The sequence below is a fragment of the Bradyrhizobium sp. IC4060 genome, assembly GCF_020193715.1.
Classification (GTDB): domain Bacteria; phylum Pseudomonadota; class Alphaproteobacteria; order Rhizobiales; family Xanthobacteraceae; genus Bradyrhizobium; species Bradyrhizobium yuanmingense.
In genome coordinates, this window is record NZ_JADYVJ010000001.1 from 299,167 (window position 1) to 313,794 (window position 14,628).

General features: G+C 64.5%; 13 protein-coding genes. 3 read left to right on the plus strand and 10 right to left on the minus strand.

Annotated features, from left to right (window positions below; all coding sequences use genetic code 11):
• Positions 1-137: 137 nt before the first annotated feature.
• The 3 genes from I6F16_RS01445 to I6F16_RS01455 all read right to left on the minus strand — a co-directional run bounded on the left by I6F16_RS01445 (position 138) and on the right by I6F16_RS01455 (position 3,900).
• Positions 138-1,355, minus strand: coding sequence for an FAD-dependent oxidoreductase (locus tag I6F16_RS01445; RefSeq protein WP_225173376.1), 1,218 nt, complete (start codon positions 1,353-1,355; stop codon positions 138-140).
• 211 nt (positions 1,356-1,566) lie between these two features.
• Positions 1,567-2,007 (minus strand): hypothetical protein, encoded by a 441-nt coding sequence (locus I6F16_RS01450; RefSeq protein ID WP_225173377.1) that lies wholly within the window; start codon positions 2,005-2,007, stop codon positions 1,567-1,569.
• Between the two features lie 378 nt (positions 2,008-2,385).
• On the minus strand, positions 2,386-3,900 hold the full coding sequence (locus tag I6F16_RS01455) for a caspase family protein (protein ID WP_225113996.1): 1,515 nt from the start codon (positions 3,898-3,900) through the stop codon (positions 2,386-2,388).
• Positions 3,901-4,104: 204 nt separating this feature from the next.
• Here I6F16_RS01455 and I6F16_RS01460 point away from each other — a divergent pair, with 204 nt between their 5' ends.
• The 3 genes from I6F16_RS01460 to I6F16_RS01470 all read left to right on the plus strand — a co-directional run bounded on the left by I6F16_RS01460 (position 4,105) and on the right by I6F16_RS01470 (position 8,111).
• Entirely contained in the window at positions 4,105-5,070 is a 966-nt protein-coding gene (locus I6F16_RS01460; RefSeq protein ID WP_225113995.1) for a helix-turn-helix domain-containing protein, read from the plus strand.
• 299 nt (positions 5,071-5,369) lie between these two features.
• The gene (locus tag I6F16_RS01465; RefSeq protein WP_225173378.1) at positions 5,370-6,878 is read left to right on the plus strand and encodes a DEAD/DEAH box helicase; all 1,509 of its coding nucleotides are present in this window, start codon (positions 5,370-5,372) and stop codon (positions 6,876-6,878) included.
• Between the two features lie 165 nt (positions 6,879-7,043).
• On the plus strand, positions 7,044-8,111 hold the full coding sequence (locus I6F16_RS01470; protein WP_036033560.1) for a GGDEF domain-containing protein: 1,068 nt from the start codon (positions 7,044-7,046) through the stop codon (positions 8,109-8,111).
• A gap of 88 nt (positions 8,112-8,199) precedes the next feature.
• Here I6F16_RS01470 and I6F16_RS01475 read toward each other — a convergent pair whose 3' ends face one another.
• The 7 genes from I6F16_RS01475 to sufB all read right to left on the minus strand — a co-directional run bounded on the left by I6F16_RS01475 (position 8,200) and on the right by sufB (position 14,558).
• Positions 8,200-8,622, minus strand: a complete 423-nt coding sequence (locus I6F16_RS01475) for a TfoX/Sxy family protein (protein WP_225113993.1) — start codon at positions 8,620-8,622, stop codon at positions 8,200-8,202.
• A 166-nt stretch (positions 8,623-8,788) separates the two neighbouring features.
• Positions 8,789-9,199 carry an iron-sulfur cluster assembly accessory protein gene (locus I6F16_RS01480; protein ID WP_074447904.1) on the minus strand — a complete coding sequence of 137 codons (411 nt, stop codon included), beginning with the start codon at positions 9,197-9,199 and terminating at the stop codon, positions 8,789-8,791.
• A gap of 49 nt (positions 9,200-9,248) precedes the next feature.
• Positions 9,249-9,620 (minus strand): SUF system Fe-S cluster assembly protein, encoded by a 372-nt coding sequence (locus I6F16_RS01485; RefSeq protein WP_018641712.1) that lies wholly within the window; start codon positions 9,618-9,620, stop codon positions 9,249-9,251.
• The gene (locus I6F16_RS01490; protein WP_036022923.1) at positions 9,617-10,864 is read right to left on the minus strand and encodes a cysteine desulfurase; all 1,248 of its coding nucleotides are present in this window, start codon (positions 10,862-10,864) and stop codon (positions 9,617-9,619) included. Before I6F16_RS01490 ends, I6F16_RS01485 begins: the two co-directional genes overlap by 4 nt.
• Positions 10,861-12,165, minus strand: a complete 1,305-nt coding sequence (gene sufD, locus I6F16_RS01495) for a Fe-S cluster assembly protein SufD (RefSeq protein ID WP_225173379.1) — start codon at positions 12,163-12,165, stop codon at positions 10,861-10,863. The genes I6F16_RS01490 and sufD overlap by 4 nt, the downstream gene beginning before the upstream one ends.
• Positions 12,166-12,176: 11 nt before the next feature.
• Entirely contained in the window at positions 12,177-12,929 is a 753-nt protein-coding gene (gene sufC / locus I6F16_RS01500) for a Fe-S cluster assembly ATPase SufC (protein WP_225173380.1), read from the minus strand.
• A 132-nt stretch (positions 12,930-13,061) separates the two neighbouring features.
• Positions 13,062-14,558, minus strand: coding sequence for a Fe-S cluster assembly protein SufB (gene sufB, locus I6F16_RS01505; RefSeq protein WP_036033568.1), 1,497 nt, complete (start codon positions 14,556-14,558; stop codon positions 13,062-13,064).
• Positions 14,559-14,628 lie beyond the last annotated feature (70 nt).

The following is a 14,628-nucleotide window of genomic DNA, read 5'->3' on the forward strand; positions in this document are numbered from 1 at the left end:
CTCTTACTAAAATTGAAATCAACACGGTTAACGTGGCGGTTGGGCCCGCATCGCGCCGTGAATCCGATGGCGATGTTGCAAGCGTGCAACGCATCGCGCGCGAATTCACGCCGCGCTATCCCTACCGAAGTCCTCCGCTAGGATTGCGGCGCGGCGCGCAAATGCACGTGCTCGGGCCGCACGCCGAGCGCGAGCAGGCGCGCCGGGATGCCCTGCAGCCATGGCAGCGCGGTGATGAGGCGCACGACCAGCGGCACCTTCAGCGGCCGGTCGCCGCCCTGCAAGGCGCCACTGATGATGTTGTTCTGCACGACCACCTGCATAGCTTGCGTCATCTTCACCGGGAACGCGCGACGGCGCCTGATGGCATCGAGCTCGTGCTCGGACGGGCAGCCATGCTGCAGCTTGTGCGCCAGGAGGTTTGCGGTCGCAACCGCATCCTGCACGGCGAGATTGACGCCCACGCCGCCGATTGGCGACATCGCATGTGCGGCGTCGCCGATGCACAATAGGCCCGGCTGCGTCCAGCGCGCTAGGCGGTTGATCGCGACGGTGAGCAGCTTGACGTCGTCGAAGCTCTTCACCTCGGCGATGCCGGAGCGGAGGATCGGCGCCATGCGCACGACGTCGTCGAGCAGCGCCGAAAGTCCCCTCGCCTTCACCGCATCGTACTGTCCCTTGGCGATGACATAGGCGCACTGCCAATATTCGCCGCGGTCGAAGGTGATCATCATCTTGCCGGGCTCGACCCGCGCGAACACGTTCTCGGTCTCTTCGGGTGTGCGGCCGGCGCGAAACCACAGCACGTCCATCGGCGCGCCGATCTCCTCGACGCTAAGGCCGGCGCGCTCGCGCACCGTCGAATGCCGGCCGTCGCAGGCGATGGTGAGATCGGCCTCGATGTCGATGATGCCCTCAGGCGTCTTCGCCCGCACGCCGGCGATCGTCTCGCCGCGGCGGATCAGATCGATCGCCTCCGTGCTCATCATCACCTCGAGCGAGGCAAAGCGCCTGCCCGCCTCGCGCAGAAAATTCAAGAAGTCCCATTGCGGCATGAAGGCGATGAAGGGGTATTTGGTATGGAGCCGGCTGAGATCGGCAATGCGCACAGGCGTGCCGCCGAACAGGCCGTCCATCTTTTGCAGGCGCTGGTGCGGCAGCTTCAGGAAGCCGTCGATCAGGCCGAGCTCATCCATCACTTCAAGCGTCGACGGATGCACGGTATCGCCGCGGAAGTCGCGGAAGAAATCCGCATGCTTCTCCAGCACCACGACGTCGATGCCGGCGCGTCCCAGAAGGTAGCCGAGCATCATGCCGGCAGGTCCCCCGCCGACGATGCAGCAGCGGACTTTCATGGTCCTGTCAGATTGTGGGTTGGGTGTCACTGCAGACGCGAACCGCGAGGTGAGTATCGATGAAGAGATGTCCGCCGATACTAGCGCGATTCAGGTCAAAGAGAGTCCTAATTATGCAGGGCGCAGTTGGATCAATGCCGGTTGGGAGCAGCAGACCGGCGCCAAATGAAAGGCCCGCTTCGTGCGGGCCTTCCGTGACGGTCGCGTTCGACTATTTCTGATCCTCGCTGCTGGTCCCGGACCCCGGACTGCCGATCGGCACCCCATTCGGAGCACGCCCGGCACCCATGTTTCGCTCGGCCTGAGCTGCCGTTGGCGACTTGCCGGCGGCAGTCGGCGCTTGAACATTGGGATTGGTCGGGCTGTTATTGGTGTTGATGTTGGCGCCTGTGGTGGTGCCCTGCGTTCCCATGCCGGAGGGAGCCGACGGCCCGGAATTGGCACTGCTGGGTGACGTTCCCATTCCGGCGCCCGATGAGGCCGCAGATCCGCCGCTGGTTCCGCCGGTCCCCGTGCCTGCCGCGGCACCCGCACCTGCGCCACCGCCGCCTGCGCCACCACCACCGCCTCCGCCACCACCGCCTCCTTGAGCAAGGGCGGCCGTCGAAAGCGCAGCACAAGCGATCGTGACGAGGATGGATTTACGGATCATGGATCGTCTCCCTGGTTTGGCAGACAATCCAGCCCGGCAGGAGTTGTTCCTTCCGCAGGGGAAGCGAGCTTCTCGTCTCAGGACTTTGGCGACTTGCGGTCCCACGGCCGTTTGCCATCGGCGTCGCGATCCCATGGTCGCGTGGCCGGAGCCCCCTTCTCATCCTCGGCGGCCTTCGCGCGGTCCGCCTGGACGCGTTCGCGATCAGTGAGAGGTGGGGCTGTGGGAGCTGGATTCGTTTGAGCCAGAACCGGAAGCGTCGTAAGGAGCGCGACAATAATGAATTTTGTCATTCCCGGCTCTAGCACTTTCACCTAGGCTTGTCCGATTTAAGTTCGGCCGCTGCGCAAGATCATCCCGTCACAATCGAACAGCGCATCAATTATTACTCCGGTTCGCGCTCCTGAAGCTCTTGATCTCCGACACGCTGCCGTCGCGATAGGTCAGCTCGACCGAGACGGATTTCGTGCTTGGCGCGAGCTTCATGTAGAGCGGCATGCCGGCGCTGACCGCGCTGGGGTCGCGCATGTCGCAGGGCGGCATCTTCAGCACCTGGTTGGGCACGGCGCTGTCGACGCCGATACGCACCTCGCGGATGGCGCAGCGGTAGGAGACGAGATGCGTGTAGTAGACGAGTAGCCCGTTGAACTCGCGGAACGACAGCCAGCTCGTCGAAGTCATATCAAGGATCTTGCGCTGGTCGCGGATCAACGCGGCCTCGGGATCGAACCTGATCGGGAACGGGCCCTGCATGTCGCCGGACTGATCGACGTAACGGACCTCGATGGTCCCGGCCTGCGCATCCGGCGGCAGCTCGATCGACGGGTTCGGCATCCGCTTGCGGGTGCGCGGATCGAGCGTGTCGATGAACCCGGTCTCGCGGAAATCGCTGGTGCCGGCCATGCGCCAGGAAATGCCGAGCGTCGGATCGGCGAAGGAGAACGTCACGCTCCAGCCGCCATTGTGACGCGAGAAGCTCGCGATCGGCGCATTGAGGGTCTCCTCCTTGGGCATCTTCGGCACCGACACCGGCGGCAGCGCCGCAAGCTTCGTGGGCGGTGGATCGTCCGAACGCGCGGCGGTGTCCTTGGCAAGGCCGCTGAGGAAGACGTCGTCGACCATCTGGTCGAAATAAACAGGCACCTGCCTGTGCTTCACGGTGTCGGCGAGCTCGCTGACGGCGCGGCGGGTACGCTGCGCCACCTGCACCAGATTCTCGCCGGGCTTGAGCAGCTCCTTGGCGAAGGTGCGCGTGAACACCGAATTCGGATTGGCGTCGTCATTGGAGAGCCGATCGAGCGCCGTTTGGCGGGGACCCGCGGAGAACACCGAGAACACGCCCTCGGGCAGCTGGGTCATCGGTGCGAGACCGCCGGCGCCTGCGACTGCACGGGTGCCCTTGCGCTCGAACGGATTGTTGCGGCAGGCATCGAACACCAGGATCGAGGTCCGCGCCTTCTTGTTCTGAAGGCGCTCGACGATGCGGTCGGCCAGGATGGAGGCGTCGCGCACCAATTCTTCCTGCCCTTCGGTCGCCGCCGGCACGTCGGTCGGCAGCAGATAATTCTGGCCGGCGATCTCGAAGCCGTGGCCGGCGTAGAAGAAGAACGCGGTGTCGCCGGGCTCGATCGCCTTATCGAAGGCGAGCAGGGTCTCGGAGAATTGCTGCCGGCTCTGGTTCTCGGCGACCATCACCGAGAAGCCGAGCTGCCTCAAGGTGTCGCCCATGGTGCGGGCGTCGTTGACCGCCTTGAGCAGCTTCGGCACGTTCCTGTAATCGTTGTTGCCGACGACGAGCGCGACGCGCTTCTCGGCATAAGCGGGCGCTGCAAAGCCGCTCAGGCTTGCTGCGAGGCCAAGGGCCGCCAGAATTCTGAAAAGCCGACGCGTCATCGCAAAATTTCCCGTTGCAGAACCGGCCCTGCCGCCGATCCATTGGAACGGCAGTTCATGGGACCCCCTGCCGCTGTGTGATAGTCGGCCAAGACCTGACCACGGTTCAAGGCCCCCGGGGCTCCGATTGTACGATCCGACTATGGCCGATTCCGCTGGAATCTGTTTCCTTTTGGACAATTTCGCCGGAAGCGAGGGGCTGCCGTGTTGCACTGGTGTACGGACGAGGTCGACCCGAAGGATCGCTTCGACTATTGGCGCGAGGTGCGCGCCAAGGGGTTGTTCGGCGTCACCGCCGAGCTCGCGCGCGAGCGGCGCGCGGACTTCTTCGGCGAATTCTCGCTGCGTAAGCTGGGCGGCGCCGGCCTCGTCGAGCTGAAGGCCTCGCCCTACGCGGTCGAGCGCAGCGCGTCGGACATCGCCTATGCCCCGGGTGAGGCGATCTGCGTCTACCAACAGCTCGGCAGCGGCGGCTGGTTCGGCGGCATGCGCGCAAGCGACTTTGCCATTGCCAATGGCAGCTTCGCCACCAGCCATACCGACCTGCCGTACCGCACCGCCCCGCTGGGCACCGGGGGCTTCCACCTGCGGATCCTCAAGATCCCCGTGAGCCACATCCCGGTGCAGGACAAGCGCATGCGCGATCTAGCGCCCCGGACCTTCAACGATCCGGCCCTGGCGCCCCTGCTCGCGGCCTGCTTTGCCGATCTCAACGAAATCGCCGCGGACGATACGGCGTCTGCCGTCCAGTCGTCCTTGGTCCAGGCTTTGGCCCATCTGGCGCTGATCGAGCGCGGCGTCGTGCGGCCCGGCAGCCGGCGGGGACAGCAGGCACTGCGGACCGCCCGCCTCTCGCAGTCCCAGCGGCTGATCGCGCGCCACCTTCAGGACCCCAATCTTGCGCCGGCCATGGTGGCCGACCTGCTCGGCGTCTCCGTTCGTCACCTGCACATGCTGTTCGAGATGGCAGAGAAGAGCTTTTCCCAGACGGTGACCGACGAGCGCCTGAAACAGAGCCGCCGCCTGCTGCGCGAGGCGCCGGAACGGCTAATCGCCGACATCGCGTCGTCGTGCGGCTTCGAGAGCCTGGCGACCTATTACCGGGTGTTCAACGCCGCCTATGGCATGGCCCCAGGTGATTTCCGGGCAAAAGGCTCGGACGGGCGTTAGCTGCTGTCTTGGCGGTTGCGGCCAGGCGGAGGGGGCTCGGGGAAAACCCCAGCCGCGCCCGTGATTTGGGCAAAAACCTCAGGCTTTTTAGGCCCTTCCCGCGCCCGCTCCATTGACTTTGGCCAATTCCCGCCTATGTTCCGGGTCGACGCGGCTCAGATCGACGAGCGATTCCTGAGCCTTGCGCTTTGTCCGCGTGAGTCAGCACCCCCAGCTTCTTCGAGAGCGCGCCGTTTCGGGGTGGAACGCGACAGCCTTATTACCCTCGATTCCGAACGGCGGTTTCGACCAGAGGCTCAATGTCCTTTTCAGATCTCGGACTGTCCGAAAAAGTCCTCGCCGCAGTGGCGGCCACCGGTTACACCACCCCCACCCCGATTCAGGAACAGGCGATCCCCCACGTCCTCGCACGCAAGGACGTGCTCGGCATCGCCCAGACCGGCACCGGCAAGACCGCGGCCTTCGTGCTGCCGATGCTCACCATCCTCGAAAAGGGCCGCGCCCGGGCGCGCATGCCGCGCACGCTGATCCTCGAGCCAACCCGCGAGCTCGCGGCCCAGGTGAAGGAAAACTTCGATCGCTACGGCGCCGGCCAGAAGCTCAACGTCGCCCTCCTGATCGGCGGCGTCTCCTTCGGCGACCAGGATGCCAAGCTGATGCGCGGTGTCGACGTGCTGATCGCCACCCCCGGCCGCCTGCTCGACCACACCGAGCGCGGCGGCCTGTTGCTCACCGGCGTCGAACTGCTCGTCATCGACGAAGCCGACCGCATGCTGGACATGGGCTTCATCCCCGACATCGAGCGCATCTGCAAGCTCGTTCCCTTCACGCGGCAGACCCTGTTCTTCACCGCGACCATGCCGCCAGAAATCCGGCGCATCACCGAAGCCTTCCTGCACAATCCGCAGAAGGTGGAAGTCTCCAAGCCCGCCACGACCGCCGTCACCGTGACGCAAGCCCAGGTGCCCGCCGGGCGCGAAGCGCACGAGAAGCGCGAATTGCTCCGCCGTTTGCTGCGCGAGGCCAAGGATCTCAAGAACGCGATCATCTTCTGCAATCGCAAGCGCGAGGTTGCGATCGTTCATAAATCGCTGCAGAAGCACGGCTTCAGCGTCGGCGCCCTGCACGGCGACATGGACCAGCCGGCCCGCATGGCCGCGCTCGACCAGTTCCGCAAGGGTGAGCTGCCCCTCCTCGTCGCCTCCGACGTCGCCGCCCGCGGCCTCGACATTCCCGAGGTCAGCCACGTCTTCAATTTCGACGTTCCCCACCACGCCGACGATTACGTCCACCGCATCGGCCGCACCGGCCGCGCCGGCCGGACCGGCACCGCGATCTCGATCGTGACACCGCTCGACCAAAAGTCGATGGCGGCGATCGAGAAGCTGATCGGCCAGAGCATTCCGCGCGCCGAAGGCGACTATGACGTCCACGCCGAAGCGGGCGAACAAGGCGAGCGTCCGCGCGAGCAGCGCGGCCGCGAGCGTTCACGCGGCGGACGCGGCAAGCCGCAGCGCGGCGAGCGGCGCGGTCATGACCGCGAACGCAGCCACGAGCCGCGCGAGGCGCGTGGCGAGGCACGGGCGGCTCCCGAGGCGAGGCCGGCACGCGAGGCACGGCCTCCGCGCGAAGCCAGGCAATCATCCGAGCCGCGCAATGGTGCGCGCCCGCAAGCGAATTCGTCGCATGTGCCCTCGATCGGCCGTCCCGAGCCGCGCCGCCAGCGCGAGATCGACAGCGAGCCGGGCGATCACTCGCATCTGCCGGCGTTTCTGCTGCGGCCGGTGCGCTCCCCCGCCGGGGCTTGAAGCGCGCCGGCGCTCCACATCTCGGTTGAAAAACATCGATCTGCAATTTTTTGGATACTCCCGTGAACGTATATTTACGGGGCGTTCACGATCGTCCGTTAGCCTACGAACATAATTTAAGGATTGCTGCGGTCGATGGCGCGTCGGCCGCTGTGGGGATGTTCAGTGATCAAGGTACTCGACGAACACGAACGCACGCTGGCGTTCGCCGAGGTGGCGCTCGGCCAGATCCGATCGCTTCGACAGACGGCCATTCCCCGCAATTACGAGATCTGGTACGTCTACGCCACCGGCTACAACGCACCGCTCAACAAGATCATCAATGAGACGCTGGCGCGCAGCGGCAAGCTGACCGAGGCCGATCTCGAGCAGATCTACGAGACCTATCTCTCCCACATCAAGACCACCGACCGCATCGACAAGGTCGGCGCGCGCGTCGTCGGCGAGATCGACGACGTCGTGAAGGTGTTGGGCGAGGCGCTCGGCATGACCGGGGCCTACGATACCAGTCTGTCGGATGCGACCGAGAAACTGTCGTCGGCCGAGAACCGCGACCAGGTCAAGGCGATCGTCGAGGCGCTGCTGCGCTCCACTAGCGAGATGCGCGAGACCAACAAGGCGCTCGAAGACCGGCTGACGCTGTCGAAGAACGAGATCAGCAATCTCCAGCAGAGCCTGGAGGCGATCCGCGCCGAAAGCCTGACCGATCCGCTCACGGGCCTGGGAAATCGCAAATATTTCGACCGCATGATCGGCATGGCAGTGCAGAGCGCGCTCGTCTCGGGCGAGCCGCTGTCGCTGCTGCTGTTCGACATCGATCACTTCAAGTCGTTCAACGATTCCTACGGTCATCTCACCGGCGACCAGGTGCTGCGGCTCGTCGGCCTTTCGCTGAAGCAGACCATCAAGGGCCAGGACATCACGGCGCGCTACGGCGGCGAGGAATTCGCGGTCGTTCTCCCCAACACCGCGATGCGCCAGGCACTGACGGTGGCCGATCACATTCGCCGCGCCGTGATGGCGAAGGAATTGAAGAAGAAATCGACCGGCGAGATCCTCGGCCGCGTCACCATCTCCGTCGGCGTCTCCATGCTCAGGGAGGGCGACGACACCGACGCGCTGATCGAGCGTGCCGACGCCTGCCTCTACGCCGCCAAGCGCAACGGCCGCAACCGCGTGATCTGCGAAGCCGATCCGGAATTCGCGATCGAGAGCCACAGCCGGGTGGCGTGACGTTCATCCTCGCGTCTGTAGGGTGGGTTAGCGCAGCGTAACCCACCTCTTGTCTATCAAGGTGTATGAAGTGGTGGGCTACGCTGCGCTAACCCACCCCACGCATCGCCTTCCCGGCAACCTTCTTCGCCACACCCTTCTTCGGCGCAACCTTCTTCTTCGCCGCCGCCTTCTTCGCCTTCGGTCGCTTCTTCACCTTGGCGCGCTGGGCGGCAGTGAGCGCCGCCCTCGCCCATTGCGCAAGCTCCTGGGAATCGTCGAACAGGCGCGCCGGCAGCTCCCAGTAGGAATTCACAACCACGGTCTTGGCGCGGGTCGAATACTGGAACGGCTTCGAGCCTTCGGCCTCGAAGTCGGGAATGGTCGTCTCGTCGGCGCGAAAGAACAGGCCGGCGCGCAGCGACAGCGCGAAATTGACGCCGTCGGCGGAGATGCCGTAGCCGGAGAACATTTTCCGGATGGTGACCGGGCCGAAATCAGCGAACAGGTCGATCAGGAATTCGCGGTCCATCGGAGGCTTCCCTGCGCAAGCAAGTGAGCCTTCATAGCATTTCCGTCATTGCGAGCGAAGCGAAGCAATCCAGACTTCCGCCGCGGAGGCAGGTTGGATTGTTTTGTCGCCAGCGCAAAATTGCTCGCAATTTTGTCGCGGGCTCCTCGCAGTGACGCTGGAAAGTCTACCCGTCGATCTTTGCCGGCCGCAACTCGACCGATTCGCCGCAACCGCAGGCGGAGACCTGGTTGGGATTGTTGAAGACGAACTGGGCCTGCATCTTGTCGGCCTTGTAGTCCATCTCGGTGCCGAGCAGGAACAGCACGGCCTTGGGATCGACCAGGATCTTGACGCCCTTGTCCTCGACGACCTCGTCGGTCGGGCGGATGTCGTGGGCGTATTCGACCGTGTAGGACTGGCCGGCGCAGCCGCCGTTCTTCACGCCGACGCGCAAGCCCACGATCTCCGAGTCCGCGCGTTGGGTCAGCTCGGTGATGCGCTGGGCAGCGGCATCCGTCAGCCGCATCACCTGCGGGCGCGGGCGCCGCGGCTTCGGAGTGGATGCTGGTGTCGAGCCTGACGAAATCTGGGTCATGTTGTCTATGTGGTCCGTTGCGGAGCGAATTCAATGCGGCCCGAGGGCGTCACCACATGTTCAGCACGAGGCGGGCCTCGTCGCTCATGCGTTCCGGCGACCACGGCGGCTCCCAGACGACCTTGACGTCGACCACGCCGACGCCGGGCACGCTCGCCACCGCGTTCTCGACCATGGTCGGCAGCTCGCCGGCGGCCGGACAGTTCGGCGTCGTCAGCGTCATCTGCACGTCCACGGAACGGTCGTCCTTGATCTCAACCTTGTAGATCAGGCCGAGCTCGTAGATGTCGGCGGGGATTTCCGGGTCGAACACGGTCTTGAGCCCGGCGATGATCTCGCGGGTCAGCCGCTCGGTCTCCTCCGGCGGCAATGCCGAATGGGTCTCCATCGGATTGGCTTTGATTTCGGCCGTGTCACTCATGCAAACAAATCCCGCGCCTTCAGCAGCGCCTGTGCCAGATGATCGACTTCTTCCCGCGTATTATACATGCCGAACGAGGCCCGGCATGTCGCCGTCACGTTGAACCGCTCTAAAAGCGGCATGACGCAATGGGTGCCGGCGCGCACCGCGATGCCCTGGCGGTCGATCACGGTGGCGACATCGTGGGCGTGCGCGCCCTTGAGCTCGAAGGAGATCACGGGGCCCTTTCCCCGCGCCGTGCCGATCAGCCGCAGCGAGTTGATCTCGCGCAGGCGCTCCTGGGCGTAGGCGGTGAGGTCGGCCTCGTAGGCGGCGATGCGCTCCTTGCCGATCGAGTTGACGTAGTCGATGGCGGCGCCAAGGCCGACGGCCTCGACGATCGCCGGCGTGCCCGCCTCGAACTTGTGCGGGGGATCGCCATAGGTGACGACGTCGCGCGAGACCTCGCGGATCATCTCGCCGCCGCCGTTGAAGGGGCGCATCGCGACGAGATGGTCGTACTTGGCCCAGAGCACGCCGATGCCGGTCGGACCATAGACCTTGTGACCGGTGAAGACGTAGAAGTCGCAGCCGATATCCTGGACGTCGACCGGCAGATGCACCGCGCCCTGGCTGCCGTCGACCAGCACCGGAATGCCGCGGGCATGGGCGATCCTGACGACGTCCTTGACCGGCACGATGGTGCCGAGCGCGTTCGACATCTGCGTGATCGCGACCAGCTTGGTCTTCGACGTCAGCAGCTTCTCGAATTCGTCGATGAGGAAATTACCCTCATCGTCGACCGGTGCCCATTTGATCACGGCACCCTGGCGTTCCCTCAGGAAATGCCAGGGCACGATGTTGGAATGGTGCTCCATGATGGAGATGACGATCTCGTCGCCTTCCCCGATGTTGGGGGCACCCCACGAGGACGCGACCAGGTTGATCGCCTCGGTCGCGTTGCGGGTGAAGATGACTTCCTCGGTGCGCGCAGCGTTGATGAACTGCGCCACCTTGGTGCGGCCGCCCTCATAGGCTTCGGTCGCGGCATTGGCGAGGTAGTGCAGGCCGCGATGCACGTTGGCGTATTCGGATGTATAGGCCTGCGTCATGCGGTCGAGCACAGCACTCGGCTTCTGCGCCGAGGCGGCGTTGTCGAGATAGACGAGCGGCTTGCCGTAGACCTGCATGGCGAGCGCCGGAAAATCCTGGCGCACGCGCGTAACGTCATAGGCGCCGTTCTTGACCGCCGGATGCGTGCTCATGACCGCCGCTCCAGCCAGCGCTCGGCGATGCCGATCACGTGCTCGCGCAAAGTATCATCGGCGATCTGCTCGATCGCCTCGCCGACAAAGGCCTGGATCAGCAGCGCCTGGGCCTGCTTCTCCGGCAGGCCACGGGCCTTCAGGTAGAACAGCAGACTGTCGTCGAGCGCGCCGGCGGTGGCGCCGTGGCCGCAGGAGACGTCGTCGGCAAAAATCTCGAGTTCGGGCTTGTTGTCGGCCTCGGCCTCGTCCGAGAGCAGCAGCGCGCGCGTCATCATCTTGCCGTCGGTCTTCTGCGCGTCGGGACGGACGATGATGCGGCCCTGGAACACCGAATGGGCGCGGTCGTCGATCACCGCACGGAAGATCTCGCGGCTGACGCAGTTCGGCACGGCATGGTCGACCACCAGTGTGGTGTCGCCGTGCTCGGTCTTCTTCAACAGGTTGACGCCGTTGACCGAGAGCTGGCTGCCCTCGCCCGCCAGCGTAATGAAGCCCTGCAAGCGGCTGACCGCAGCGCCGCTGGTCATGTTGAAGACGTTCAGCTTGGTGTTGGCGCCGACGGTGACGAACTGCGAGGTGATGTTCACCGCATCGGCCGCATCGTCCATCAGGCGGATATGCGCGACGTCGGCGTCGTCACCGATCGAGACGATGACGGCGTCGTTGACCTGGTAGGCCGCAGCGCCGGCGGCGGCGAAGCTCTCGATGATGGTGGCGCGGGCGCCCTTCCCGATCGCCACCTGCGAGCGGGTGAAAGCCGAGGCCGATGCGGCGATCGCAACATGGATGATCTGGACCGGCGCAGAGAGCTGCGTTCCATCCGCGATCGACAGCACCACGCCGTCGGTCGCCAGCGCCGCGTTGACCGCGATCACGGCATCGGTGGACGCGGTCTTGAGGAGACCGGCATCCTTATCCAGCGTCTCGCGCAGAGTCTTGAAGCCGACCTCGGACGCAAGCGCCTTCACGTCTGAAAGCTCAGCCGCGAACACGCCGTCGACCAGCACCAACTTGCGGGCGCCCGCGATGGCATGCGCCTTGACCGCGTCCGCGGCGCGCTTCAGCGCGGTCGCATCGGGCACGGCGGCCAGCGGCAGCACCTCGCCGACCAGCGCGCGCAGGTCGGTGTATTTCCATTCCTCGATCCGGCGGTGCGGCAGACCGAGACGCTCATAGGTCTCGAACGCCTCGCGGCGCGCCGCCATCACGTCAGGCGAACCCGGCAGGCGGCCTTCGGCGCTGGCGAAGAGATCGCTCACCGCGCGGCCGCTCCCGGTCTTTGCCACAGCAACGTTCATCTTAAAATTCCTTACGCGGCATCCTCGAACTGGGCGTAGCCGGAGGCTTCCAGCTCCAGCGCCAATTCCTTGCCGCCGCTCTTCACGACGCGGCCCCTGGACATCACGTGCACGACGTCGGGCACGATGTAGTTCAGCAGCCGCTGATAATGGGTGATGACGACCATCGCGCGCCCCGGCGAGCGCAGTGCGTTGACGCCGTCGGCCGCGATGCGCAGCGCGTCGATGTCGAGGCCCGAATCCATCTCGTCGAGGATGCACAGGCTGGGCTCGAACAGCGCCATCTGCAGCACCTCGTTGCGCTTCTTCTCGCCGCCGGAGAAGCCGACATTGACACCGCGCTTGAGCATGTCCTGCGGGATGTTCAGCGACTTCGAGACTTCGCGGACCTTCTTGAGGAAGTCCGGCACCATCAGCTCGCTCTCGCCGCGCGCCTTGCGCTGCGCGTTCAGCGCCGTGCGCAGGAAATTCATGGTGGTGACGCCGGGGATCTCGACCGGATATTGGAACGCCAGGAACACGCCCTTGGCGGCACGCTCGTCGGGATCCATCTCCAGCAGGTCCTCGCCCCTGAACAGGATCTGGCCGTCGGTGACCTCGTAGCCGGGCTTGCCGGCGATGACATGGGAGAGTGTCGACTTGCCGGAGCCGTTCGGCCCCATGATCGCGTGCACCTCGCCCTCGTTCACGGTCAGCGTCAGCCCGTGGAGGATCTCACGCTCCTCGACACGAACCTTGAGGTCTTTCACTTTAAGCAAAGCCATAATGTTTTTCCATCTATCCCCTCATCCCAGGGAGCGCCGCAGGCGCGTCTCGAAGGATTGAGGCCACCAATCTTTCCGGTATCCATCCTTCAAGGCGGCCGCTTGCGCGGCCTCTTCAGGACGAGGTCCGAGCTAGCCGACCGACCCTTCGAGCGAGATCGAGATCAGCTTCTGCGCTTCCACCGCGAATTCCATCGGAAGCTGCTGCAGCACGTCCTTGACGAAGCCGTTGACGACGAGGCCGACCGCTTCTTCCTGGCTGAGCCCGCGCTGGATGCAGTAGAACAGCACGTCCTCGGAGATCTTCGAGGTGGTCGCCTCGTGCTCGAACGTCGCGGACGAGTTCTTCGCCTCGATGTACGGCACGGTGTGCGCACCGCATTTGTCGCCGATCAGCAGCGAGTCGCAGGCGGTGAAGTTGCGCGCGCCAGTCGCCTTGCGATGCGCGGTGACGAGACCGCGATAGGTGTTCTGCGACTTGCCGGCGGCGATGCCCTTGGAGATGATCCGGCTCGACGTGTTCTTGCCGAGATGGATCATCTTGGTGCCGCTATCGACCTGCTGATAGCCGTTCGAGATCGCGATCGAGTAGAATTCACCACGGGAATTGTCGCCGCGCAGAATGCAGCTCGGGTATTTCCAGGTGATGGCGGAGCCGGTCTCGACCTGGGTCCAGGAGATCTTCGAGTTGGCGCCACGGCAGTCGCCACGCTTGGTGACGAAATTGTAGATGCCGCCCTTGCCTTCCGAATTGCCGGGATACCAGTTCTGCACCGTCGAATATTTGATCTCGGCGTCGTCGAGGGCGACGAGCTCGACCACGGCGGCATGCAGCTGGTTCTCGTCGCGCTGCGGCGCGGTGCAGCCTTCGAGATAGGAAACGTAGGAGCCCTTGTCGGCGATGATCAGCGTACGCTCGAACTGGCCGGTGTTGCGCTCATTGATGCGGAAATAGGTCGACAGCTCCATCGGGCAGCGCACGCCCGGCGGCACGTAGACAAACGAGCCGTCGGAGAACACCGCCGAGTTCAGCGTCGCATAGAAATTGTCCGAGGTCGGAACCACCGAGCCCAGATATTTCTGCACCAGCTCGGGGTGCTCGCGGATGGCTTCCGAGATCGGCATGAAGATCACGCCGGCCTTCTTCAGCTCAGCCTTGAACGTGGTCGCAACCGAGACCGAATCGAAGACAGCATCGACCGCGATCTTGCGGCGGGCCGGATCTTCCTCGCCGGGCTTGGGCTCGACGCCTTCGAGCATGGCGACTTCCCGCAAGGGGATGCCGAGCTTCTCGTAGGTCTTCAGGATCTCCGGATCGATCTCATCCAGCGAGGAGACCGTCTTCTTCGGCTTCGGCGCCGCGTAGTAATAGAGGTCCTGGAAGTCGATCTTGGGATAGTCGACGCGGGCCCAGGTCGGCTCCTGCATGGTCAGCCAACGGCGATAGGCCTCGAGCCGCCACTGGAGCATCCAGGCGGGTTCGTTCTTCTTCTGCGAGATGAATTTGACGATCTCTTCCGACAGCCCCTTCGGGGCCTTCTCGGAGTCGATCAGGGTCTCAAACCCATAACGATACTGGTCGACGTCGATGCGCTTCACGCGCTCGACCGTCTCTTGTACGGCTGGCATTCCATCCTCCGCTCGCGGTTTCAAGGACCGCGGTGGATCAAACTCGGACGAGTATTACGATATTTCTCTG